Below are 20,370 nucleotides of genomic sequence, written 5' to 3'. Positions count from 1 at the left end.
GTCACTCGGCCGTATCGAATTCGGTGCCGAGAAGTTCCGCGGCACCTGTGGTGACTACCACGGTTCCTGCCGGCGGCCCGTCCGTCAGGACGGCCACGTCGCCGTTGATGCGCTGGACCGTGATGGATTGGCGGACGTAGACCCGGGGCTCAGGGTTGGTGTAGACCCATGCCTTGCCCGAGCTGTCGTACAGGATGGCCCCGTAGGGGACAGTGAGTTTCCCGGTCTGGGGATCCACTGCAGTCACCGCCGTCGCGATCCCGACCCGTTCGACGGCGTGGTCCGTGAGGGTGAGCCGGTGAAGATCCGTGCCCGGGACTTCAGCGATCTCCGCCGGTTCGCCTTCGGACGGTGCGGCCTCCGGCGCCTGGGCGCAACCTGTGGCCGAGAGCGCCGTGAACACCGTCACGATCAGCGCAATGATGAAAACCGCGACCTTGTTGCCCCGCGGCGAAAGTGTGGAGTTCATGACGCATCCCGGCTTTCAGTTGGTGCGGCGGTGCCCTGGCCGGCCGGCGGGCTGGGCGCCTGCTGGGGCTCGAACCGAAGCAGCACAGCGGGCACCACAAACAGCGTGAAGAACGTTGTTGTCAGCAGGCCGCCCCAGATGATCACGGCAAGCGGCAGGATGATTTCCGTTCCGACGACCCCGCCCAGCAGGACCAGGGGCACCAGCGCCAGCGCCGTTATCACGGTCGACATCAGGACAGGTCCCAGCCGCTCCCTGCTTCCGCGGACCACCAGCGCCTGCCAGGGGGCCGAAGCATTTGTTTCCCGCAGGCCCCGGACGTGGCCTGCCAGCAGGAGGGCGCCGCGGACAGCGATTCCCAGGACTGCGGCGAAGGCGACCAGGGCGACCAGCGCGTTGACGCCGCCGGTGACCTGGGCGGCCAGCGCGCCGCCGGACAGTGCCAGGATCAGGCCCAGGAAGAGCGGGGCGGCGAGCCGCCAACTCCCCGTCGCCGTTTGCAGCAGGACCAGGATGCCGGCCGCGGCGACTGCCGCGAGCAGCCAGAGCCACTGGTAGTTGCTTTGCTGCTGGGCGTACTGGGTGAGGATCTCGGCGTGGTACGCCATCGGGAACTGCATCTGCTGCAGGGCCGCGTTGATGTCACGCTGGATGTCGCCCAGGGGGCGCCCCTGGATGTCGGCTTTCACATCGATGCGGCGCGAGGTGTCATCGTGCAGGATCACGGACTCGTTCCCGACCATGGTCACCTGTGCGATGTCGCCGAGGCGGGCGTGGCCGCCGTTGGGAGTGTCGATGACCAGGTTGCGGACGCTGTCCAGGCTGCTGCGGGTGGCCGCGGCGCCCTTGACGATGACGGAGAAGACTTTCTGCTGTTCGTACAGGTTGCCGACCTCGATGCCCTGCAGCAGGGCGGCTGCCGCGCGTCGGACGTCGCCGGGGACGACGCCGGCCTTTTGGGCCGCGGCGAGGTCCACCTTGACTTCCGCGATGGGCTGTTCGGCGGGCAGGTCGACGTGGGGATTGGCCACACCGGCCGTGTGCTCCAGGATTGTTTGGACCTCCGCCGCCTTCTGCCGCAGGATCGTCGGGTTGAGTCCGAAGACCCGGACGGCAAAGCCACTGTCGGCTTCTTCCCGGATCTGGTCGATGCGTTCCTGCGGATAGGTGGAGACTTTGCTGGTCAGGCCCGCATAGCCTGCGATCACGCGGTCGACGGCGGCGGCCGTGTCGGCGTACGACGCGTCCGGGGCCACGGTCACCCACAGCTCGCCGGAGCTGACGTCGCCGACCTGATCAGAGGTGATCGCGCGTCCGATGTGTCCTCCAACGTTGGCCACCCCTTGCAACGTGCGCAGTTCGTCGGCTGCCGCCTCGGTGATCCGGCTCATTTCCTGGTCCGAGGTGCCGGCGATCGCGCTCCAGTGCACTACCAGGGTCTTGTCCGCCAGGACTGGAACGACCGGATGGGTTCCGGCCAGCTGGGGAGCGAGCGCCAGTCCGGCCAGCGCCACCACCGCGGCGGCGGCGAATACCCACCGGGTTTTCCCTGCCAGACGCTTCACGTACCTGCCGTACGCGCCTTCAAGCCGCCGGAGGGACCGCCGCTCCGGGGCCTTGGATGCCGCCGGAAGGACGAACGCGAGGGCTGCAGTGACCGTGAGGGCGATGATCATCGAGACAACCAGGGCAATCAGGTAGCTCTGGACCAGAGGTCCGAACAGGGCACCGTTCTCACCCGGGATGAACAGCGCGGGAGTGAGGGCTAAAGCCATGATCAGCAGTGAGTAGAGCATCGGTGTGCGGGCTGCCCGCAGGGCGGCCGGGATCACTGAGTCGCGCGGTTGCCTATCCAGTGCCGGCGTAGACTCCGTCCCGCCGTCGGAAGGTTCGCGGCGGGACCTGGTCTCGGCCCTCCGTGCCCGGGCGATGCCGCTGAGGTCTTCCGCGACGTCTCCCACGATGACCGCCAGGGCCAGCACCAGGCCGGCCATGACCATGGTGTTTATCCCGGTGCCGCGCCAATCGAGCACCAGCGCCGCCGCGGTCAGCGACACCGGGATCGTGATGAGGCTGATCAAGGCGGTGCGCCAGGAACGGAAGAAGGCCCCAAACATGGCGACGATGAGCAGCAGCGTCACCAGCAGGGCGGCGCCGAGCGTCCCGATCTCCTCGTCGATAAAGGACGCCTGCCGGTAGACGCTGGTATCTATCGCGACGCCGGGCAGGCCGGGCTGGAGGGCGTGCAGGGCCTCTTCAACGCCCCGGGTCACGTCCATCGTGTTGGTCTCCGGGAATTTCTCGATGACCAGCAACAGCTCCGCTTCCTTGCTCAGCAGGGCGTCGCCGATCAGCGGCTGGTGATCCGTTGACACTGTGGCCACGTCTTTGAGCAGGAGATGGCCTGGCGCACCCTGGACGGGGACCTGGCCCAGGTCCTCCGGTGTGGTGATCGGCAGGACATGCTGGACCCCGATCCGCTGGTGGCCCGTCTCAAAGAAGCCGCCGGTGCCGGGTGTGGATGCCTCCAGGTAGCTCAGTGGCGAGACCCACACGGAGTTGCCGGTCGTCTTGATGATTTCGTCCAGCGTGACGCCCTTGGCTTCGAGCCGCGCCGGGTCCACCAGGACCTGGAGCTGCTGGTCGCGCTGGCCCCAGATCGCCACGTTGGCGACGCCCGGCACGGCCAGGAGCCCGGGCTTCATGGTCCAGCGGGCCAGGACGGACATGTCGATGGCCGACATGTCCTTGGAGGTCAGCCGGATCATCATGACCCGGCTGGTCGAGGACAGCGGCTGCATCAGCACCGGAGCCGCCGAAACGTTGGGCAGTGCGCGTGCCTGGGTCAGCCGTTCCGAGACCAGCTGGCGTGCGCGGAGGAGGTCGGTCCCCGGCTTGAAAACCATCTGGATCGAGGACAGGCCGGGGACGGATTTGGACCTGATGGCCTCCACCCAGGCGACCCCGTTCAGCAGGTCGGCTTCCATGGGTGAGGTGATGAGCTGCTCAACCTCGGCGGCCGACAGTCCCAGGGCTTCGGTCTGGATCTCCACCTGGGGCGGGGCGAATTCCGGGAAGGCGTCCACGGACATGCTCGGCAGGCTGGTGAGCCCGAGGGCCAGGATTCCTGCGGCCGCTGCCAGGACCAGAATCCGGAACTGCAGAACCCAGCGGAGAATTGCGTCCATCACGGCCGGTACCCCGCAGGCTCCACCATGTTGCCCGGGCCCGCGGAGCGGCGACCTCCGGGCCGGCGTCGCCGGTGGCCCGGGCCGACGAGCCCGGGAAGCGAGGAGATCGGGCGACGCGGTCCGGCGGCGGAACCGAACTCGGGGAAATGGGTGCTTAGTGTTTTTTCTGCTGTGGAAAATGCCCGGATGGTGTTCACGGCACGGCTCCTCAGTCCAAGGCCATGGCGCCCCCCACCGTCAAGAGTCATAATGATCTTCGGGCACACAGGCGTCAATAGAGATACAGGTGATCGCCATGAAAGCAGTCGCAGGGGACCGCATTGTCATCCGGGGAACCACGGTCGAATCCACGGACCGACACGGCCAGATCCTTGAGGTCAGGGGGGTCGATGGTGCTCCGCCGTACCTCGTCAGGTTTGACGACGGGCACGAGACGATCATGTTCCCCGGTGGTGATTTCGCCGTCGAACGGCCCGGGACCGAGCCCTAGGAGGAAGGGCCCGGGGAGTACGGCCCCAAGGAGTGGGGCCCTGGAAACGTGGCCTTAGAAACTTGATGAGCTCCCGGACCCGGAGAAGCTTCCGCCGCTGGACCCGTACCCGGTGGTGGTGCCGCCGCCGCGCGCGCTGCTGACACTGCTGACGCCGCTGGTGAAGCCTGTGTTGAAGCTCGGGACTGAGAAGAAGTAGTAGGACGGGTACACCGTTCCGAGGATGCTTGGCTCGTAGGTGCGGCCGTATTTTGCCTTCGCTCCCGCCTGCGCGCTGTCCATTTCCTCGCGCATCAGCCCGGCTTCCTTCTCATTGCGGGCAAAGGCCTGGATCAGGGTATCGGCGTGCTCCTTCAACAGCTCCGAGAGGTGGGTCCGGGCGTCACGCAACCGGTCCAGCGCCGTTTCGGGTGTGATTGAGCCGTCCGCCAGTTCCGCCGACCAGCGCTCCATGTCACGTCGGCTTTCGTCGCGGAAGGACCGCAGGGCCGCCGCCGTCGCTGAGGTTCCCTCGGCGCGGCGCTGGCTCAGCAGGTCTTCCACGCCGTCCAGGTCACTGCGGAACGGCGCGAGCTGGCGGTCCCAGGCGGCAGGCCAGGACGAGCCTCGGTTGAGCAAGGCATTGGTATCGGCGATCACGTCGTCCAGCGCGTCGAGTTCGGCGGCGGTGTCGGCGTAACTCCGGACCAGTTTGAGGTTGGGCCGGCGGCTCAGGTCCCGGCTGCTGAGGGCGTGTACCTGGTTGGATAGTTCGGTGGCTGCACCGTAGCGGTTCACGAATGTGCGGTGCTTTTCGAGCACCGTGCTCCCGTACCGGGACGACTCGGGGATAGTGCTGGCGTTGAGCTCGGTCACCTGCAGGTCCATGCTGACATTGGCGTAGCTGGCGTCGCCCCGGGCCAGTTCCTTCCGGCTGGACACCCTGGTCCGCCACCGCACGATCAGCCATGCCGCGGCTGCGCAGACCGCGGCGGCCACTGCCGCCCAGGCTGTGACGAGGAAAGCCGTGGACCGGTACCACGGCTGGTTGATGAGTTCGGCACCGCGGCGGATCCCGGCAACGGTGCCCTCGGTCCACTGCGCATCGCGAAGGAGCTCCTTGGCGGCGTTCTGGATGTCCTCGCGCTGTTCAAGGGAGACCTTCCGGTCCTCGCCCATGTACGTCCCCACATGCCGGCCCACCGGATCGAGGGCGAAGATGAACAGCCCGTCTGCCCACTTCTGCCCGTCGGCGCTGATCCATTCGGGATGTTCGGTGCGGGCGAACCGCAGGACTTCTTCGTTCAGATTGTCGGCGGCCGTGCCGTTGTACGTGTAGACCGCAACTTTGGTGGGCTCATAAAAGTCGGTGGCTTGTACCGCCGGCAGCAACGTCCGCTGGTCCAATACCCCGGCGCGGTCTTCAACCACGACGGCGGTCGGCGTCACGGCGAGCGCCGCGGGGGCCCCGCCGAGAAGGCCGGCCATCAGCACAACCGCAGCGGCGAGGGCTTTGCGCATGAATCCCATTTTCCGAGCGTAGTGGCTGGCTTCGGCTGCGTCGACGCGGACGCCGCGGAAAGGGGACGAAAGACATCGTGACCGTGCGCTGGACCGGCGTCCATACTTGCGGCATGAGCCCGCAGCCTGAAGGACCGCCGGAGGAACCCGGCCCGGAGAAGCCGGAGAAGCCGGAGAAGCCGGAGAAGCCGGAGGAGCCGCGCCGCACCCGGCCCGACCGGACCCTGCTGGCCATCCTGGCCGCGATCGCGGTGATCGTGATCATCGCGCTGGCAGTTATCTTCACCCGCGGGGAACCTGCGCCCCTGGCCGAGTCAACGCCCGCCGGCGTCGCACAGCGCTATGCCGCCGCCGTCATTGCCGGGGATGAGGCCGCCGCCTCCGCCTACCTGACGCCAGCCGCCCGGAGCAAGTGCACACCCGACGCCCGCCCCACGGCCCGGAATCTGCGCGTCACGCTGGTATCCACCACCGAACGGCCGGAATCCGCGGACGTGAGGGTACTCATCACTGTGTCCGAGCCGGGCGGCCCCTTCGGCAGCGCCGAATACCAGGTGGAGGACGCGTTCGACCTCGTTCGGTCGGGCAACGGCTGGCTGATCGACACCGCACCCTGGCAGCTGACAGTGTGCCCGGGCCAGGTGAAGCAGTGAGCGCCCAACGGACTGTGCGCCGGCTCATCACCTACGCGCTGCTGTTCGCGCTGGTGGTGATCACCGCCGTCGGGCTCAGCGGACTGCTGGGCCGCCTGTTGGTGGCGGGGACGGAGATGGCCTCGGACGACGTCGCCGGGCTCGCGCGCTCGCTGGCTTTCGCCCTGATTGGCGGGCCGCTCGCTGCCCTCTTGTGGTGGGCGGTATGGCGGCGGCTCGACGACCCGGAGGAGCGGTCCGCCATCGGCTGGGGTCTCTACCTGGCTGGCGCCTACCTGCTCGCCCTGCTCATCGCCGCCACCAACGTGCTGAACTCTCTGTCCTCGCTGATCGGCGGCCAGGGCCCGGAATGGCGGCTGTCGCTGGCCACCGGTCTGGTGTGGGCCGCGGTCTGGGCCTGGCACCGGTGGATGTGGCATCACCCCCGGAAGAACCCGACAGACCTCTCCGACGTCCCCACGGTGCTCGGCTCGGTGCTGGGGCTCGTGCTGGGCGTGGGCGGCGCCTTCTCAGCCCTATCCACCCTGCTGGATGCCGCTCTGCGGGGAGCCGCGACTGAGGTGTCGGTGGGCAAGCCGTGGTGGGTTTCGGCGCTGCAATCCCTGGTCTGGGCCGTCGGCGGAACCATTATCTGGTGGTGGCATTGGAAGCACGACGGCGGCCGGAGGCTGCAGACCGGGCTGGCCGACGTCGCGCTCATCACGGTCGGGGTGCTCGGCGCCGGCATTCTCACCCTGGGCGGAGCCGGCGTCGCGCTCTTCGTGGTCCTTCGCCTGCTGTTTGACCGTTCCGAACCGCTGGAGCTCCTGCTGGAGCCCCTCGCGCCGGCTGTGTCCGCGGCCGCCATCGGCTGCCTCGTCTGGGTCTACCACCGCAACATCGCGCGCGGGCGCACAGAGGCAACGTTGCAGGGCGGCAGGCTGGTGACCTCCGGCGTCGCCCTGGTCGCGGCAGCGTCCGGGATCGGCGTGATCGTCAACTCGGTCCTCGCGATGACGGCGACGCCGCTGGCCGGCGCCGGGGCGCGGACGTTGCTGCTTGCGGGAATCAGCTCGCTCCTGGTTGGCGGGCCGGTCTGGTGGCTTGCGTGGCGGCCCGTGGAGCAGTCGGCGGCGACCGGCGCCGGACTGAACGCGCGACGGATCTACCTGGTGGCCGTGTTTGGTCTGAGCGCGGTGGTGGCGGTGGTCACGCTGCTGGTGATCGGGTTCCGGATGTTCGAGTTCTTCCTGGGCGAGGTCAGCGGTGGAAGCCTGGTGGACCGGATCCGCGCGCCCCTGGGGCTTCTGGTCGCCACGGGACTCGTGTTCGGGTACCACTTTGCCGTCTGGCGGCAGGACCGCGCCGTGCTCGCCGCGGCCGGTCCGGTCCGTCCGCGAACCATCGGCCACGTGATCCTCGTGGCGGGATCCGACCCCGCACCGCTGCGGCGAGTCATCGACGAGGTCACCGGGGCCGGCGTCACCGTCTGGAAGCGGGCCGACGGCGTTGTTGGTGCTGCTGCCAGTGCTGCCGGCGTTCCCGGCGTTGCCGGCGGGGAAGCCGCGGGCGATGCCGGGACCCAGGAGAACCGGTTGGCGGCCGCACTGGAGGGTATGGCGGCGGCCCGGGTCCTGGTCGTTGCCGATCAGCACGGGGGGATTGAGGTCATCCCGCTGCAGGGCTGACCTGCCTGTCCTGCGCCCGGTGGGGCCGATCACCCCTAGGATTGCGGCATGTCTACCTACGAAGTTACCCGCAGTGCAGTCATTCCCGCACCGCCCGAGGACATCTTTCCGCTGGTCAACAGCTTCCGCGAATGGACCAAGTGGTCGCCGTGGGAGTCAGTTGATCCTGACATGGAACGGAGCTACTCCGGCAGCGAATCCGGGGTCGGCGCCAAATACGCCTGGAGCGGGAACCGCAAGGCCGGCTCCGGCACGATGGAAATCGTGGACACCGCCGAGCCGCGCAACATCAAGATCCGTCTGGAGTTCACCAAGCCCTTCAAAGCGGTCAACCCCACCTCCTTCACGTTCACGCCTTCCGGTGACGGCACTCAGGTCACCTGGACGATGACCGGGGAGAACAAGGGCATCGGCAAGGTCTTTGCCCTGTTCATGGATATGGACAAGATGGTCGGCGCCGACTTCGAAAAGGGCCTGGCCTCGCTGGCTGGCGCCGTCGCACAGCGAAAGGCCTGAGCGGGGACGCCGCCGCCGGGCCGCCCTGCGGCGGCTCGTTAGTCCCGGCACGTTGGCCGGTCAATTGCGGCCGCTCAGGACGGCCCAGCGGTCCGGATAAGTTCGGGGTGATGACCGGGCGACCTCGGGGTGGGCCCGCAGCCAGCCTTTGAGCACGTTGGCGCCGTAGGGCGCGAGCATCGGATTGTCCGGATTATCGGAAACCCCCCGTGACCGGGCCCGGTGCGTGGCGTCGCGCACTACATCAATAAACGCCGGGTCAAACGTGCCGTCGCGCCCCCTGGCGGTGCTCAGATCCAGGAACGGAATGGAATCCGATGGTGCGCCCATGAGTGCAAACTACCACCACAGCATTCACGACTGAACTCGTTCCCAGCAACTGTGCAGGGTCCTCGCGGGTTTTCTTGACCGCGGTGTGAAAGAGTGCAAACACTGAAGCCGCCAAGGCCACGCTGATCGGTCAATCAGAAAGCCGGAATCCATGAGCCGGACTGCCACGAAAACTCGTCGCCGAATCGCCGCGCTGCTTGCTGCAGCAGTCCTGGTGGTGTCGGCAGCGGCGTGCGAGCCGGCGCCGCCGGGGAGCCACCCGGGTCCCACGGCCGGGGGCACCGCCACCACGGGGGCGGCGTCGAAGCCCGGGCACGTGTTCGTCATCAATCTCGAGAACAAGGGCTACAACAAGGTGTGGGGCGCAGGTTCTGAGGCCCCCTACCTGTCGCAGACGCTTCGCAGCCAGGGCGTCCTGCTTTCGAAGTACTACGGGATCGCCCACAATTCGAACCCGAACTACCTGGCCCAGATCTCCGGGCAGGCGTCCAACGCGATGACCCGCGCCGACTGCCCCACCTACGCCGCGTTTGAGCTGACGGGGACCGGCGCGCTCGGCTTGGCGGAGGGCACCGGCTGCGTCTATCCGGCCTCGGTCCCCACGGTCGCCGGACAGCTCAGCGCCGCCGGCAAGACCTGGAAGGGTTACATGGAAGACATGGGCACGCCGTGCCGGCATCCCGAACTCGGCGGGCAGGACACCAGCCAGGGCGCCAAGGTGGGTGACCAATACGCAACGCGGCACAACCCGTTCGTGTATTTCCAGGCCATCACCTCGTCACCGGACTGCCAGAGCAATGTGGTGGACTTCAGCGAACTCCGCGGCGACCTCCAGTCCGTAGCCACCACCCCGAACCTGTCCTACATCTCGCCCAATCTTTGCAATGACGGCCACGACAACCCCTGCGTCGATGGCAGCGCAGGCGGACTGGCCACCGCCGACCATTGGCTGAGCCAGCAGGTCCCGGCCATCCTGGACTCCCAGGCCTTCCGGCAGGACGGGATGCTGGTCATCACCTTCGACGAGTCCGAGGGCAAGACCGTTGGGCCCTCAGGGCTGCTGCCCGGAGGGACGGCCGGCGGCAGGATTGGTGCACTGGTCCTCTCGCCGTTCACGAAGGGCGGCACGACGTCGGACCGGGCCTACAACCACTTCAGCCTCCTGGCCAGCATCGAAGACGCGTTCTCGCTCCCGCGCCTCGGGTACGCCGGGGCGCCTGGGCTGAACGGCTTCGGCGGGGACGTCTTCAATGCTGGCTCCTAGCGGCAGGACCTGCCCGGCAGGACCGACCCCTCAGGATCTACCCGGCAGGAGCGTCCGTCAGCTGGGCGCGGGTGCCGCACCGTTGCCGTTGCCATCCTGGCCATATTCGGCCGTGATGAGGATGGGAAGGTGGTCCGAGGCGCCCCGGGCCAGCGTTTCCACGCTTTCGATCTCGAGGCCCTGGGACGTGGCAAAGTCGAAATGGCCCTTGAAGACTTTGTACCGGGTGTAGGTCCGTCGGTCACTCATGGTGAGGTCGTAGCCGGCGTCTTTCATCTGCGCTGTCAGGGACTTGGTGAAGAACGGATAGTTGAAGTCACCCACCATCAGGGACATCAGTCCGCCGCCCATGCTGAGCAGCTCGGCGTGGGCGGCATGGATCTGGTTCCGGCGCAGTGAGTTGGACGCCGTCAGCGGCGCTGCGTGGAACGATGCGATGACGAGACCGTGGTCGGTCTCGTTGTCGGTCACCCGCGTGCCGATGAGCCGCTCGTGCGCGGGGGAGAGGACACGGTCGTGCAGGGACTTCTTGAGGGCGAAGGTCTTGGTCTCGTAGGCCGTGAAGCGGCTCATGCGGTAATAGATCGCCAGGCCCAGCCGGTTGCCCTTGGTGGAATCGGCCAGATGCAGATCCCCGATGGTTTCGGGCAGATCGTCCGTGTCGCACTCCTGGAGGCACAAAGCATCAATCTCGAAATCACGGGCCAGATCGACCAGCTCGCCGCTGGCCGCGTGCTTGCGGAGGTTGTAGCTGATGACTCTAAGCAGGGGGAGCACCTCTTCGGTGAATAGTCGTTTAAACCTCACCCGAGTCTACCCAGTCAGAGCGGATCGAGTGGGAACAAACGCAACGCGCGTCCCGGGTCCGCGCCGGACCGGAGCCGGAAACACAATGGCCGGGAGCTGCGAAAAGCGCAGCAGGATAGTGTGTTCTGGAATCACCAGCCATGCGAAAGGGCGGACGTTGACTGCTGCACTACCGGATCTTGCCGAGGGCGATTTCTACTACGAGGTCCTGGGGGACGGGCGGTTCCGCTCCACCATCCACGCCCAAGGCGCCTGGAACGAACACGAGCAGCACATGGCCCCCGCATCCGGCATCATGGCCGACTGCCTGGCCCGGCATGAGCCCCGCGAGGATATGCGCATGGCGCGGCTCAGCTACGAAATCCTCGGGCTGATCCCCGGCGGTGAGTTCGAGATCGTGACCTCCACCCTGCGCCCGGGCCGGACCATCGAACTGGTGCAGGCCGAGCTCGTCGCCGGCGGGCGCACGGCCATCCGCGCCACGGCCTGGCGGATGATCACCTCGGACACGTCCGCCATCGCGGCTTTCGAGGATCCCCGGATTCCGGCCCCTGAGGACTGCGAGCCGTACGACGCCGCGGCCGTCTGGCCCGGCGGCTACATCGCCTCATTGCACATGCGGATCGCCGAGGGCCACCGGGCGGGCTCGGGGACAGTGTGGCTCCGCACCGACTATCCGCTGACCGACCGGGCGGACAGCGGCGACCTCGCCCGGCTGGTGGGCCTCGTGGACACAGCGAACGGTATTGCCGCCCGGGTCCCGCCGGGCAAGGGCAGCTACGCCTTCCCCAACCTGGACCTGCAGATCCACATGTACCGGCAGCCGGAGGGGGAGTGGCTGGGGCTGGACAACGAAGTCACGTTCGGCACGGACGGGATCGGGCTCACCTCCACGGTGTTGCATGACCTCACGGGCCCGTTCGGACGCGCGGAACAGATCCTGACGCTGCGCAAGTCCTAGTTCGTGTGGAAGACGAGCCAGCCGGCCAGCGTGGCCAGCGCCGTGAGCACGGCTCCCCACAGGATGTCGACGACGATCAGCTGCCACGGCCACGTCTTGAGCGTGGCGGCATTTGTCAGGTCGTAGGTGGCGTAGCCAAACACGCCCAGCGCGGCACCGTAGCCCACAGCGCTGAGCCAGCTGCCGCCGTCGAGCGTTGGCGTCAGGGCAAAGAACACGATCCCGGCAATGTAGATCACGTAGAACACCACCGCGTAACCTAGATTGGGCTTGTCGGCCATCAGGCCACCAATCTGGCGGCGGTAGAACGGGTTCATCGTCTTGAGCCAGATGGCGTCGATGACGGCGAAGGCGGCGGCTACGACGAGGAATTGCAGAATGACCATAAGGGAGCATAACAACATGCCGCAGGCGCCTGCCGGGTCCCGGACACTGACGGTGGTGCGGCAGCAGGAATCACTGGGCGCCGCGGCCGACCTCGACTTCGCACTCGGGCTCCTTCAGAAGGTCAAGACCGGTTCACTCGGTCCCATCTTGCGGCTGTACCGGCCGGTTCCCACGGTCGCCTTCGGCCAGCGCGACGCGCACCTGCCCGGCTTCGAGGCCGCCGCCAACGCCTGCCGGCAGCTGGGCTTCGAGCCGCTGGTCCGCAAGGCCGGCGGCCGCGCGGCGGCGTACCACGAGCGAACGCTCGTCATTGACCACTTGGAACCCGATGCGGACGCGATAGCCGGGGCCAAGGGACGGTTCTCGCGCTTCGGCGAACTGCTCGCCGGGGCACTGCGCGACGCCGGCGTGGATGCCGGCGTCGGTGAGATCCCGGGGGAGTACTGCCCCGGGGAGTTCAGCGTGCACGGCAGCGCCCCGGAGTTCCCCGAACACCGGATCAAGCTGGTCGGCACCGCCCAGCGCGTGGTCGCCGGCGGCTGGCTCTTCAGCTCCGTGATCGTGGTGGCGGACTCGGCCCCAATCCGCGCGGTCCTGGAGGCCAGTTACGCCGCCCTCGGCCTCGAATGGGACCCGGCGACGGCCGGCGCGGCCGATGACCTCGTGCCGGGCCTCGACGTCGATGCGGTCGAGGCCGCGGTGATCGCCGCCTACGGACGCTACGCCCCGCTCAGCTACGCGGAGTTCTCGAGCCTGCGCTGAGTGCGCCCGTCAACCGGCCCGGCCGGGCGGCGTCCCTCCGCCGGTGCAAGGACGCTGCCCAGGTTTCGGTACTTTGCCAGGCGCCGGGGGAGCAGTTCGTCGACTCCTGCTTTAGAGAGCGCGGCGAGTTCGTATTCGATGGCGCGGCCGAGGCGGCTGCAAAAGGCCAGAGCCTCGTCGGCGGCATTAGGGCGTTCGTCCACGATGTGCTCCACGAGTCCGTTGGCGTGCAGCGACGCGACGTTGACGCCCTGGGCCTCGGACATGGCCGCGGCGAAGCCGGTGCTCCGATGGACGATGGCGCTCGCGCCTTCTGGCGGCAGCGGCGACAGCCAGGCGTGCTGCGCGGCGATGGTGCGGTCCGCGGGCAGGAGGGCCAGTGCCCCGCCTCCGGCCCCCTGCCCGAGCAGCACGGACACCGTGGGTGCGTTGATCCCGATGAGGTCGTGCAGGGAGCGGGCGATCTCGCCGGCCAGGCCGCCTTCCTCGGCTTCCCGGGACAGGGCGGCGCCGGCGGTGTCGATGATGGTGACCAGCGGCAGCCCGAGCTCCTCGGCGAGGCGCATGCCGCGCCGGGCCTCCCGGAGGGACGCCGGCCCCATTGCCGTCGGCCGGTCGGCCCGCGGCCGGGTGTGGCCGATAACGACGCAGGATTCCCGGCCGAAACGGGCCAGGGCCAGCTGAAGGCCGGGGTCCTTTTCGCCCTGGCCGGTGCCGCTGAGCGGGAGCACGTCCCGGGCCCCATGCGCCAGCAACTGCCGGACATCCGGCCGGCGGGGGTCGCGGGAGATGCCGATCGACTCCCAGGCACCGGCGCCGGACGGCTTCACGGACAGCGTGGCGGGCGCGGTGACCGTCGGGCGGGGGCCGGTGACCAGGATGCCCAAGGCGCGGTCGACGACGTCGGACAGCTGCGAGGACGGGACCACCGCGTCAATCAGCCCTTTGTCGAAGAGGTTCTCGGCCGTCTGGACGTTCTCCGGGAACGGGGTGGCGTGGAGGGCCTCGTAGACCCGGGGTCCGAGGAAACCGAGCAGGGCGCCGGGCTCGGCGGCGGTGATGTGGCCGAGGGACCCCCACGAGGCCATGACGCCTCCCGTGGTGGGATGGCGCAGGTAGACCAGGTAGGGCAGCCCGGCGTTGCGGTGGGTGCGGACGGCGGCGCTGATCTTGACCATGGAGAGGAACGCGATGGTCCCTTCCTGCATGCGGGTCCCGCCCGACGCCGGACCGGCGAGGAGGGGCAGGCCCTCGCGGGTGGCCCGTTCGACGGCGGTGACGATCCGCTCCGCGGCGGCCTGGCCGATGGAGCCGGCAAGGAACCGGAACTCGCTGACGATCACGGCCACCCGGCGGCCGCGGATAAGGCCTTCGCCGGTGAGGACGGACTCGTCCACGCCGGACTTGGCCCGGGCGGCGGCCAGTTCCTGCCGGTACCCGGGGCCGGAATCAGGGTCCAGCACGGGAGCGTCCCAGCTGCGGTAGGACCCGGGATCGAGGACCGCGGCGATGAGTTCGGTGGCGTCCAGGTGCCGGACCTTCTGCTGGGTCAGCATGCCCGGGGACCCTTCTGGCCTGTGACTGTCGCCGCACCGGCCCGGGTGCCGGCTGTCAGCCCCAGCCACCGCCGGATCTGCTCCCCGTCCTGGTCCAGCAGCGGCGGTGCGGTGTGGGACGTCAACGTCGTTTCAGTGGTGCCGGCGGCGCTGAAGAACCGCAACGGCGGGCCAGGGAGCGCCACGGTCCCGAGGATTTTGTGCTCGACGTCGATCACCAGGCCCTGCGAGTGGACCTGTTCCCATTCGTAGACTTCGTCCAGGGTTCTGACCTTGCCGGCCGGGATGCCGGCGGCGTTGAGTTTGGTGAGCAGCGGCTCCGCCTCAAAACCGGAGAACACCCGCTCCACCTCTTCGATGACTTTCTCGCGGTTGCGCACGCGGTCCGCATTGGTGGCGAACTCCGGCCGCGCGGCGTCGATCCCGAACGTCGACGCGAACGTTCTCCAGAGCTTTTCGCTTCCCACGCTGATCTGCACCCTGCCCTGCCGGCAGTGGAACAGTCCGTAAGGGGCGATGGACGGGTGGTGGTTGCCCTGGGCCTTGGGCACTTCGCCCGCAACAGTGGCCCGGGTGCCCTGGAAGGCGTGGACCCCGATCAGGGCCGCGAGCAATGAGGTGCGGACGATCTGGCCCTGGCCGCTCCGCTCACGCTGGAGCAGTGCCGCGAGGGTGCCGAACGCCCCGTACATGCCGGAGAGGAGGTCGGCGATGGGGACCCCAACCCGCTGCGGATCGTCCGGCCCGGGTCCGGTCAGCGACATCAACCCGGCCTCGCCCTGGAGGATCTGGTCGTAGCCGCTGCGTTGGGATTCGGGCCCGTCGTGCCCGAATCCGGTGATGGAGAGGACCACCAGCGCCGGATTCAGGGCATGCATCTGCGCAGCGGAGAACCCGAGCCGGTCCAGGACGCCGGGACGGAAGTTTTCGATGACCACGTCGGCGCGTTCCAGCAGCTCTCGCAGCACTGCCCGCCCGTCGTCGCTCTTCAGGTCCAGGGCAATGGATTCCTTGTTGCGGTTGCAGGAGAGGAAATACGTGGCCTGCGGATCATCCTCGGGGCCCACGAAGGGCGGACCCCAGCCGCGGGTGTCGTCTCCGGTGCCGGGGTTCTCCACCTTGATCACCCGCGCGCCGAGGTCAGCCAGCATCATCCCGGCATGCGGGCCGGCGAGGGCACGGCTCAGGTCCACCACGAGATAGCCGGTGAGGGGGCCTTCGGCGTCGGGCATGGATTCGGTGCTCATGGGCGTGTGCCTTCTTTGGTCGGTCTTGGCGGGTGCGGCGGTGTGCTCGCCCCGGCTGGTTGATTTGCCGGCTACATCCAGGGGTCACATCCAGCCGGGGACTACCATGACCAGCCAGGCGATGGCCGGCCCGACGGCGACGACGATGCCGCTGTAGGCCAGGATCTGCTTGTAGAACCTGTCCTTGTCCACGTCCTCGGGCGCGTTGGCCAGTACCAGGGCGCCGTTGGTGGAGAACGGGGACACATCCACGATCGTGGAGGCCACGGCCAGGGCGGCGATCACGCCGACGGCGCCGACCTCGCCGGTGGCCAGGAACGGCACCGCGAGTGGAATGAGGGCCGCGAGGATGGCGGTGGAGGAGGCGAAGGCCGAGACGATGGCGCCGATGTAGCAGATCAGCAGGGCGGCGAGCAGGGGCATGCCAAGATCCGCCACGCCGCCGGACACGTATGCGATGGTGCCGGCTTCTTCGAGGACGCCCACGAAGGTGAGCATGCCGCAGATGAGCAGGACGGTGGACCAGCTGATCTTGTTGACGGCGCCCTTCTGCGCTGCGGGGGACACGAGGGCGAGGACGATTGCGATGGTGATTGAAACGAAGCCGACGTCCACCTTGAATCCGAGCGAGATGACGGCCAGGGCGATCAGGCCAAGGATGGTGATGAGCTGGGGAACGGATGCACGGGCACCCCTGGCCGGGGGCGCACCGGCGCCGGCGGGACCGCCTGCCGGGGATGCAACGGAGCCTGAGGTGCCTTTGGCCGAGACGCCGGCCGCGGAGATGTCGGATCCGGATCCCTGCAGCGTGACGCCGGCCGCGCGGGCACCCACGCTGACGGACATGCGCTTTTCTGCGGCCTGTTCAACCAACCGCCCGCCCGGGGTGGACAGCAGTTTGCCGCCGCCGAGGACGACAAACAGCACCAGCGCGATGGCCAGGTTGAAGAGGAAACTCGCCAGGAAGATCGCCATCGGATTGGCGTCCAGCTCCGTTTTGGCAATGATGCTGTTGACGGTGACGCCGTAGACGGCGATGGGGGAGAAGCCGCCGGCCTGTGCGCCGTGGATCACCATCATGCCCATCATGAGCGGATTGATTTTGTGTTTGGCGGCGAAGCTCAGGGCGATCGGCGCGATGATGGCCACGGCGGCCGGGGAGAGGGCGCCGACGGCGGTAATGACCGCGGTGATGCCGAACATGACCCACGGGATCAGGGCAACCTTGTTGCCGACCAGCCGGACGGCGCCCCGGACCAGCAGGTCGATGGTGCCGTTGTTTTGCGCGATGGCGAACAAGTAGGTGACCCCGACGATGGTCAGGAACAGGCCGCCGGGGAAGTTGGCCAGAATCTCGTTGGTGGACATCCCCAGCACCAGGGAGCCCAGAAGAAAGGCACCTACAAAGGCCAGGGCACCCATGTTCAGCGGCAGCACCGTGGCCAGCAGGAACATCACCGCCAGGATGATGATGGACAGGACGGGAGCGGACATCGTTGTTCCTCCGGATCGAAGTGATTGGTACTGGCTTAGTGGCCTAGCCTCCTAGACACTAGGTGTCTTTGTCAATAGTTCTCCGGTAGTCTTAGGAGTCAAGGAAGGCTGGAAGGACTCGTATGGCAAAGCAAGCGGCAACGCATCAGATTTCCCGCGTTTCGCGGCCCCGGCTTTACGAGCAGCTGGTGGAGCAGATCATGGACTTCATCGAGTCCGCAGAGTTGGGCCCCGGGGGGACACGTTGCCGGCCGAACGGGAACTTGCCGAGCGGTTGGGGGTTTCCCGTGCCACCCTGGCGCAGGCCCTGGTGGCCCTCGAAGTGCTTGGCGTGATCGACGTCCAGCACGGCACCGGAGCGGTGCTGGTCTACCGGCCGAACGTTCCATCCGTGATCAAAGGCCTCCGCGAGCACCGGAGCCGTCTGCCCGAGATCGTTGAGGCGCGGAGCACGCTGGAGGTCAAGCTGGCCGAACTGGCCGCGGCCCGCCGCACGGAGCAGGACATGAGCGCGATCGATCACGCCCTCGAAGCCATGACTGAAGAGGTCGCCTCGGGGGACCGCGGCGCACGCGGCGACGAGCTGTTCCACCAGGCCGTCACCGCCGCGGCCCACTCTGCGGTCCTGGCCCAGCTCATGACCTTCATTGCCGGCATGGTCCTGGAAACGCGCCTCGAATCACTCGGACAGCCCGGCCGGCCGGAGCAGTCGCTCGCCTCCCACCGCAAGATCGCCGACGCGATCAGGTCCCGGGACTCGGCGGCCGCCGCGGCGGCGATGCTCGAGCACATTGATCTTGTCTCCGACGTTGCCCTCCTGAAGAACAGCTAGACCGGAATAAACGTGAACCTTTCCTTCGATCCGCCGTGTGGCCCGATCGCCGGATGGCGCGACGGCGACGTCGTGCGTGCCGCCGCCATTCCCTACGCCACCGCGGAACGCTTTCAGCCGCCCGCGCCGGCACCCGACTGGTCCGAGACGCTCGAGGCGACATCCCTGTCTCCGGCGTGCCCGCAGGCGCCGGTGCCCTTCCTGGATGACGTGCTCGGCACCCGCTACGGCGAACTGCCGGGCAGCGAGGATTGCCAGCGCCTGACCATCACCCTGCCTGCCGATCTCCACGACGGTGAACGGCTGCCTGTCATGGTGTGGCTGCACGGCGGGTCCTACACGTCCGGTTCCGGGGATCTGGCGATCTTCGACCCGGCAGCGCTGGTTGCCGAAACCCGGGTGATCGTCGTTTCGGTGACCTATCGGCTGGGCCTCTTCGGATATTTGTCCACCAGCACCGGCCGGCCCGCCAATCTGGGCCTGCTGGACCAGATCGAGGCGTTCCGGTGGGTGCAGCGCAACATCGCATCCTTCGGCGGCGATCCGGGCCGCGTCACGGCGTTCGGGCAATCCGCAGGGGGCGACGCCGTCGCGCACCTCATGGCGACCCCTGACGCGGCGTCGCTCTTCCAGCGCGCCATCATTCAAAGTGCTCCGTTGGGCATCACGCGGGGGCGGGAAAGGATGAACGCCGCCATGGGGGTGGCCGCCGAGGCGGTTACCGCCGCGACTCCGGCGATGGACGTTGTTGCTATCGAAGAGGATGTGGCCCGGGCGGCGAGGAAGTTTGGGCTGATGGCTGCCATGCCGTTCGGGATCCAGTACGGGCATTCACCCCTGCCCGAGGAGTCCGGGCTTGACCGGGCCTGGAATGCCGCTGCCCCGGCGATCGACATCCTGATCGGCTACACAGCGGAGGAGGCCCGGCTGTTTCTGCCCCGCAGCCCGCGCCTGGGCCGGGTGGCGAGGATTCCCGTGGTCGGCAGCGCGGTGCTCAAGGCGGTCACATGGGTGGTCACGGAAATGGTGTACGGCAAAGCGGCCAGGCAGTTCGCCAGGCGGCATGTACGGGCGGGCGGCCGGGCCCATAGCTACCTGTTGTCCTGGCGCGCACCGGGAAATCTCTACGGCGCCGCGCACACGGTAGACCTGCCCCTGCTGTTCGGCCACCAGGGCACGTGGGAGGGTGCCGGGCTCCTGGCGGGAGCGACGTGGGACGAGATCAATGCCCACGGCCGGGCGATGCGGGCACTGTGGGCACGGTTCGCCTACGGGGAAGGTCTCGGGTCCCGCGGCGAGATTCCCGGCTCGCTCCGGTACCGCTCGGTCTGAACTCCCGAGGCCTCACGCGGCGTGCGATTTCGCCCCCGCTGGATCAGAACCGCAGCGATCACCCAGAGGAGCGCCACGACGCCGAAGGCGATCAACCGGGCGGTTCCCTCTACGGCCCGAACAGTCCCCGGCCGAAGCACGGGAGTGTTTACTCCGTGAGTTCGGCCAGGATTTCGGCGGCGTCCGTATTGCCGGCGGATGCAGGGTACCGCGCTGAAGGAACCGGCCCTGGTGTGAGCGGCCCAGCCCTTGGAGCCGCGGGCACGTGGCTCCTCGCCGCAGCCAGCGTCCTCGTCCTCGTCATCGGCTACCTTGGCCCGCCGCCTTGTGCGCGCCGCACGGCACCGGTGACCCCAGTTGATAGATTCTGGACCATGACCACTCCGGACATCAGCGTCAGGGCCGCAACCGTGCACGACGCCGCACGGCTGGCCGAGATCCACATTGCGGCCTGGCGGGCCACTTACCGCGGAGTCATGACGGATGAGTATCTTGACGGTCTCGACGCCGGGCGGGCAGCGTTTGCGTGGCGCCGGAACATCCTGGATCCCGGGGAAGGGACCATACACCTCGTCGTCCAGAGCGGCGATAACGTTGTGGGCTTCGCTATCCTCGGCCCGGCCGACGCCCCGGATCCGGGAACCGGTCAGCTCCACGCGATCAATGTGCATCCGGACTGGTGGGCACAGGGCGCAGGCTCCGTCCTGTTTGCCGCCGCGGAACAACAGTTGATCGACCTCGGCTTCGACCGGGCATTTCTCTGGGTGGAGAAAAGCAACGATCGGGCCATCAGCTTCTACACTAACCGCTGCTGGGTCGACGACGGAGGCACCCTGGAAGACACCAGATTCGATCCGGCTGTGGCCGAGAAACGCCACAGCCGGAACTTCCGTGCCGTGCGGTAGCCGAAGG

General features: G+C 67.9%; 18 protein-coding genes and 1 pseudogene. 10 read left to right on the top strand and 9 right to left on the bottom strand.

Features of this window, described 5'->3' with window-relative positions; translation table 11 throughout:
• Position 1 precedes the first annotated feature (1 nt).
• Together ABH915_RS13605 and ABH915_RS13600 are read right to left on the bottom strand one after the other, a co-directional pair.
• On the bottom strand, positions 2-469 hold the full coding sequence (locus ABH915_RS13605; RefSeq protein WP_370122137.1) for a hypothetical protein: 468 nt from the start codon (positions 467-469) through the stop codon (positions 2-4).
• A complete protein-coding gene (locus ABH915_RS13600; protein WP_370125003.1) occupies positions 466-3,657 on the bottom strand; it encodes an efflux RND transporter permease subunit in 3,192 nt (1,063 codons plus the stop codon). Before ABH915_RS13600 ends, ABH915_RS13605 begins: the two co-directional genes overlap by 4 nt.
• Positions 3,658-3,955: 298 nt before the next feature.
• Here ABH915_RS13600 and ABH915_RS13595 point away from each other — a divergent pair, with 298 nt between their 5' ends.
• Positions 3,956-4,150: a DUF1918 domain-containing protein gene (locus tag ABH915_RS13595; RefSeq protein ID WP_370122134.1), complete on the top strand. Its 195-nt coding sequence runs from the start codon at positions 3,956-3,958 to the stop codon at positions 4,148-4,150.
• 54 nt (positions 4,151-4,204) lie between these two features.
• On the opposite strand, the gene ABH915_RS13590 is transcribed toward ABH915_RS13595, so the two are convergent.
• Entirely contained in the window at positions 4,205-5,659 is a 1,455-nt protein-coding gene (locus ABH915_RS13590) for a DUF5129 domain-containing protein (RefSeq protein WP_370122132.1), read from the bottom strand.
• A gap of 104 nt (positions 5,660-5,763) precedes the next feature.
• Here ABH915_RS13590 and ABH915_RS13585 point away from each other — a divergent pair, with 104 nt between their 5' ends.
• From ABH915_RS13585 to ABH915_RS13575, 3 genes are read left to right on the top strand one after another with little or no spacing between them, the layout of a single operon-like run.
• A complete protein-coding gene (locus ABH915_RS13585; RefSeq protein WP_370122129.1) occupies positions 5,764-6,303 on the top strand; it encodes a hypothetical protein in 540 nt (179 codons plus the stop codon).
• A complete protein-coding gene (locus tag ABH915_RS13580) occupies positions 6,300-7,970 on the top strand; it encodes a DUF5671 domain-containing protein (RefSeq protein ID WP_370122127.1) in 1,671 nt (556 codons plus the stop codon). The genes ABH915_RS13585 and ABH915_RS13580 overlap by 4 nt, the downstream gene beginning before the upstream one ends.
• Before the next feature lie 48 nt (positions 7,971-8,018).
• Positions 8,019-8,486, top strand: coding sequence for an SRPBCC family protein (locus tag ABH915_RS13575; RefSeq protein WP_370122124.1), 468 nt, complete (start codon positions 8,019-8,021; stop codon positions 8,484-8,486).
• 60 nt (positions 8,487-8,546) lie between these two features.
• Here ABH915_RS13575 and ABH915_RS13570 read toward each other — a convergent pair whose 3' ends face one another.
• On the bottom strand, positions 8,547-8,816 hold the full coding sequence (locus ABH915_RS13570; RefSeq protein ID WP_370122122.1) for a hypothetical protein: 270 nt from the start codon (positions 8,814-8,816) through the stop codon (positions 8,547-8,549).
• Between the two features lie 151 nt (positions 8,817-8,967).
• Between ABH915_RS13570 and ABH915_RS13565 the strand changes: the two genes are divergently transcribed.
• Positions 8,968-10,080, top strand: a complete 1,113-nt coding sequence (locus tag ABH915_RS13565; protein ID WP_370122119.1) for an alkaline phosphatase family protein — start codon at positions 8,968-8,970, stop codon at positions 10,078-10,080.
• Positions 10,081-10,137: 57 nt separating this feature from the next.
• Here ABH915_RS13565 and ABH915_RS13560 read toward each other — a convergent pair whose 3' ends face one another.
• Positions 10,138-10,848 carry an endonuclease/exonuclease/phosphatase family protein gene (locus tag ABH915_RS13560; protein WP_051533017.1) on the bottom strand — a complete coding sequence of 237 codons (711 nt, stop codon included), beginning with the start codon at positions 10,846-10,848 and terminating at the stop codon, positions 10,138-10,140.
• A 196-nt stretch (positions 10,849-11,044) separates the two neighbouring features.
• Between ABH915_RS13560 and ABH915_RS13555 the strand changes: the two genes are divergently transcribed.
• A complete protein-coding gene (locus tag ABH915_RS13555) occupies positions 11,045-11,848 on the top strand; it encodes a thioesterase family protein (protein ID WP_026537204.1) in 804 nt (267 codons plus the stop codon).
• Here the strand turns inward: ABH915_RS13555 and ABH915_RS13550 are convergent.
• Entirely contained in the window at positions 11,845-12,234 is a 390-nt protein-coding gene (locus tag ABH915_RS13550) for a DUF2177 family protein (RefSeq protein WP_370122116.1), read from the bottom strand. The genes ABH915_RS13555 and ABH915_RS13550 overlap by 4 nt on opposite strands.
• 16 nt (positions 12,235-12,250) lie before the next feature.
• Here ABH915_RS13550 and ABH915_RS13545 point away from each other — a divergent pair, with 16 nt between their 5' ends.
• Complete coding sequence (locus tag ABH915_RS13545) at positions 12,251-12,997, top strand: biotin/lipoate A/B protein ligase family protein (RefSeq protein ID WP_370122113.1); 747 nt, start codon at positions 12,251-12,253, stop codon at positions 12,995-12,997.
• Here ABH915_RS13545 and ABH915_RS13540 read toward each other — a convergent pair.
• The 3 genes from ABH915_RS13540 to ABH915_RS13530 all read right to left on the bottom strand — a co-directional run bounded on the left by ABH915_RS13540 (position 12,970) and on the right by ABH915_RS13530 (position 17,294).
• Positions 12,970-14,553 (bottom strand): carboxyl transferase domain-containing protein, encoded by a 1,584-nt coding sequence (locus ABH915_RS13540; RefSeq protein ID WP_370122110.1) that lies wholly within the window; start codon positions 14,551-14,553, stop codon positions 12,970-12,972. The genes ABH915_RS13545 and ABH915_RS13540 overlap by 28 nt on opposite strands.
• Positions 14,547-15,800, bottom strand: a complete 1,254-nt coding sequence (locus ABH915_RS13535) for a CaiB/BaiF CoA transferase family protein (protein WP_370122107.1) — start codon at positions 15,798-15,800, stop codon at positions 14,547-14,549. The genes ABH915_RS13540 and ABH915_RS13535 overlap by 7 nt, the downstream gene beginning before the upstream one ends.
• An 84-nt stretch (positions 15,801-15,884) precedes the next feature.
• Positions 15,885-17,294, bottom strand: a complete 1,410-nt coding sequence (locus ABH915_RS13530; protein WP_370122104.1) for an SLC13 family permease — start codon at positions 17,292-17,294, stop codon at positions 15,885-15,887.
• Positions 17,295-17,416: 122 nt separating this feature from the next.
• On the opposite strand from ABH915_RS13530, the pseudogene ABH915_RS13525 reads away from it, so the two are divergent.
• The 3 genes and pseudogenes from ABH915_RS13525 (at position 17,417) to ABH915_RS13515 (ending at position 20,363) form a co-directional block, all read left to right on the top strand.
• A pseudogene (locus tag ABH915_RS13525) lies at positions 17,417-18,126 on the top strand (FadR/GntR family transcriptional regulator).
• Positions 18,127-18,138: 12 nt separating this feature from the next.
• Complete coding sequence (locus ABH915_RS13520) at positions 18,139-19,458, top strand: carboxylesterase family protein (protein ID WP_370122102.1); 1,320 nt, start codon at positions 18,139-18,141, stop codon at positions 19,456-19,458.
• A gap of 233 nt (positions 19,459-19,691) precedes the next feature.
• Entirely contained in the window at positions 19,692-20,363 is a 672-nt protein-coding gene (locus ABH915_RS13515) for an N-acetyltransferase family protein (RefSeq protein WP_370122100.1), read from the top strand.
• The last annotated feature ends 7 nt before the right edge of the window (positions 20,364-20,370 follow it).

This window comes from Arthrobacter sp. MW3 TE3886 (assembly GCF_041262145.1).
Taxonomy (GTDB): Bacteria; Actinomycetota; Actinomycetes; order Actinomycetales; family Micrococcaceae; genus Arthrobacter.
The sequence above is the reverse complement of the archived record's forward strand: the minus strand, read 5'-3'. Positions and strand labels throughout refer to the sequence as shown.

Bases quoted from the DNA above. Each gene is read 5' to 3' on its own strand.
- ABH915_RS13605 (WP_370122137.1), bottom strand. From the start codon at position 469: ATGAACTCCACACTTTCGCCGCGGGGCAACAAGGTCGCGGTTTTCATC.
- ABH915_RS13600 (WP_370125003.1), bottom strand. From the start codon at position 3,657: ATGGACGCAATTCTCCGCTGGGTTCTGCAGTTCCGGATTCTGGTCCTG.
- ABH915_RS13595 (WP_370122134.1), top strand. From the start codon at position 3,956: ATGAAAGCAGTCGCAGGGGACCGCATTGTCATCCGGGGAACCACGGTC.
- ABH915_RS13590 (WP_370122132.1), bottom strand. From the start codon at position 5,659: ATGGGATTCATGCGCAAAGCCCTCGCCGCTGCGGTTGTGCTGATGGCC.
- ABH915_RS13585 (WP_370122129.1), top strand. From the start codon at position 5,764: ATGAGCCCGCAGCCTGAAGGACCGCCGGAGGAACCCGGCCCGGAGAAG.
- ABH915_RS13575 (WP_370122124.1), top strand. From the start codon at position 8,019: ATGTCTACCTACGAAGTTACCCGCAGTGCAGTCATTCCCGCACCGCCC.
- ABH915_RS13570 (WP_370122122.1), bottom strand. From the start codon at position 8,816: ATGGGCGCACCATCGGATTCCATTCCGTTCCTGGATCTGAGCACCGCC.
- ABH915_RS13565 (WP_370122119.1), top strand. From the start codon at position 8,968: ATGAGCCGGACTGCCACGAAAACTCGTCGCCGAATCGCCGCGCTGCTT.
- ABH915_RS13550 (WP_370122116.1), bottom strand. From the start codon at position 12,234: ATGGTCATTCTGCAATTCCTCGTCGTAGCCGCCGCCTTCGCCGTCATC.
- ABH915_RS13545 (WP_370122113.1), top strand. From the start codon at position 12,251: ATGCCGCAGGCGCCTGCCGGGTCCCGGACACTGACGGTGGTGCGGCAG.
- ABH915_RS13540 (WP_370122110.1), bottom strand. From the start codon at position 14,553: ATGCTGACCCAGCAGAAGGTCCGGCACCTGGACGCCACCGAACTCATC.
- ABH915_RS13535 (WP_370122107.1), bottom strand. From the start codon at position 15,800: ATGAGCACCGAATCCATGCCCGACGCCGAAGGCCCCCTCACCGGCTAT.
- ABH915_RS13530 (WP_370122104.1), bottom strand. From the start codon at position 17,294: ATGTCCGCTCCCGTCCTGTCCATCATCATCCTGGCGGTGATGTTCCTG.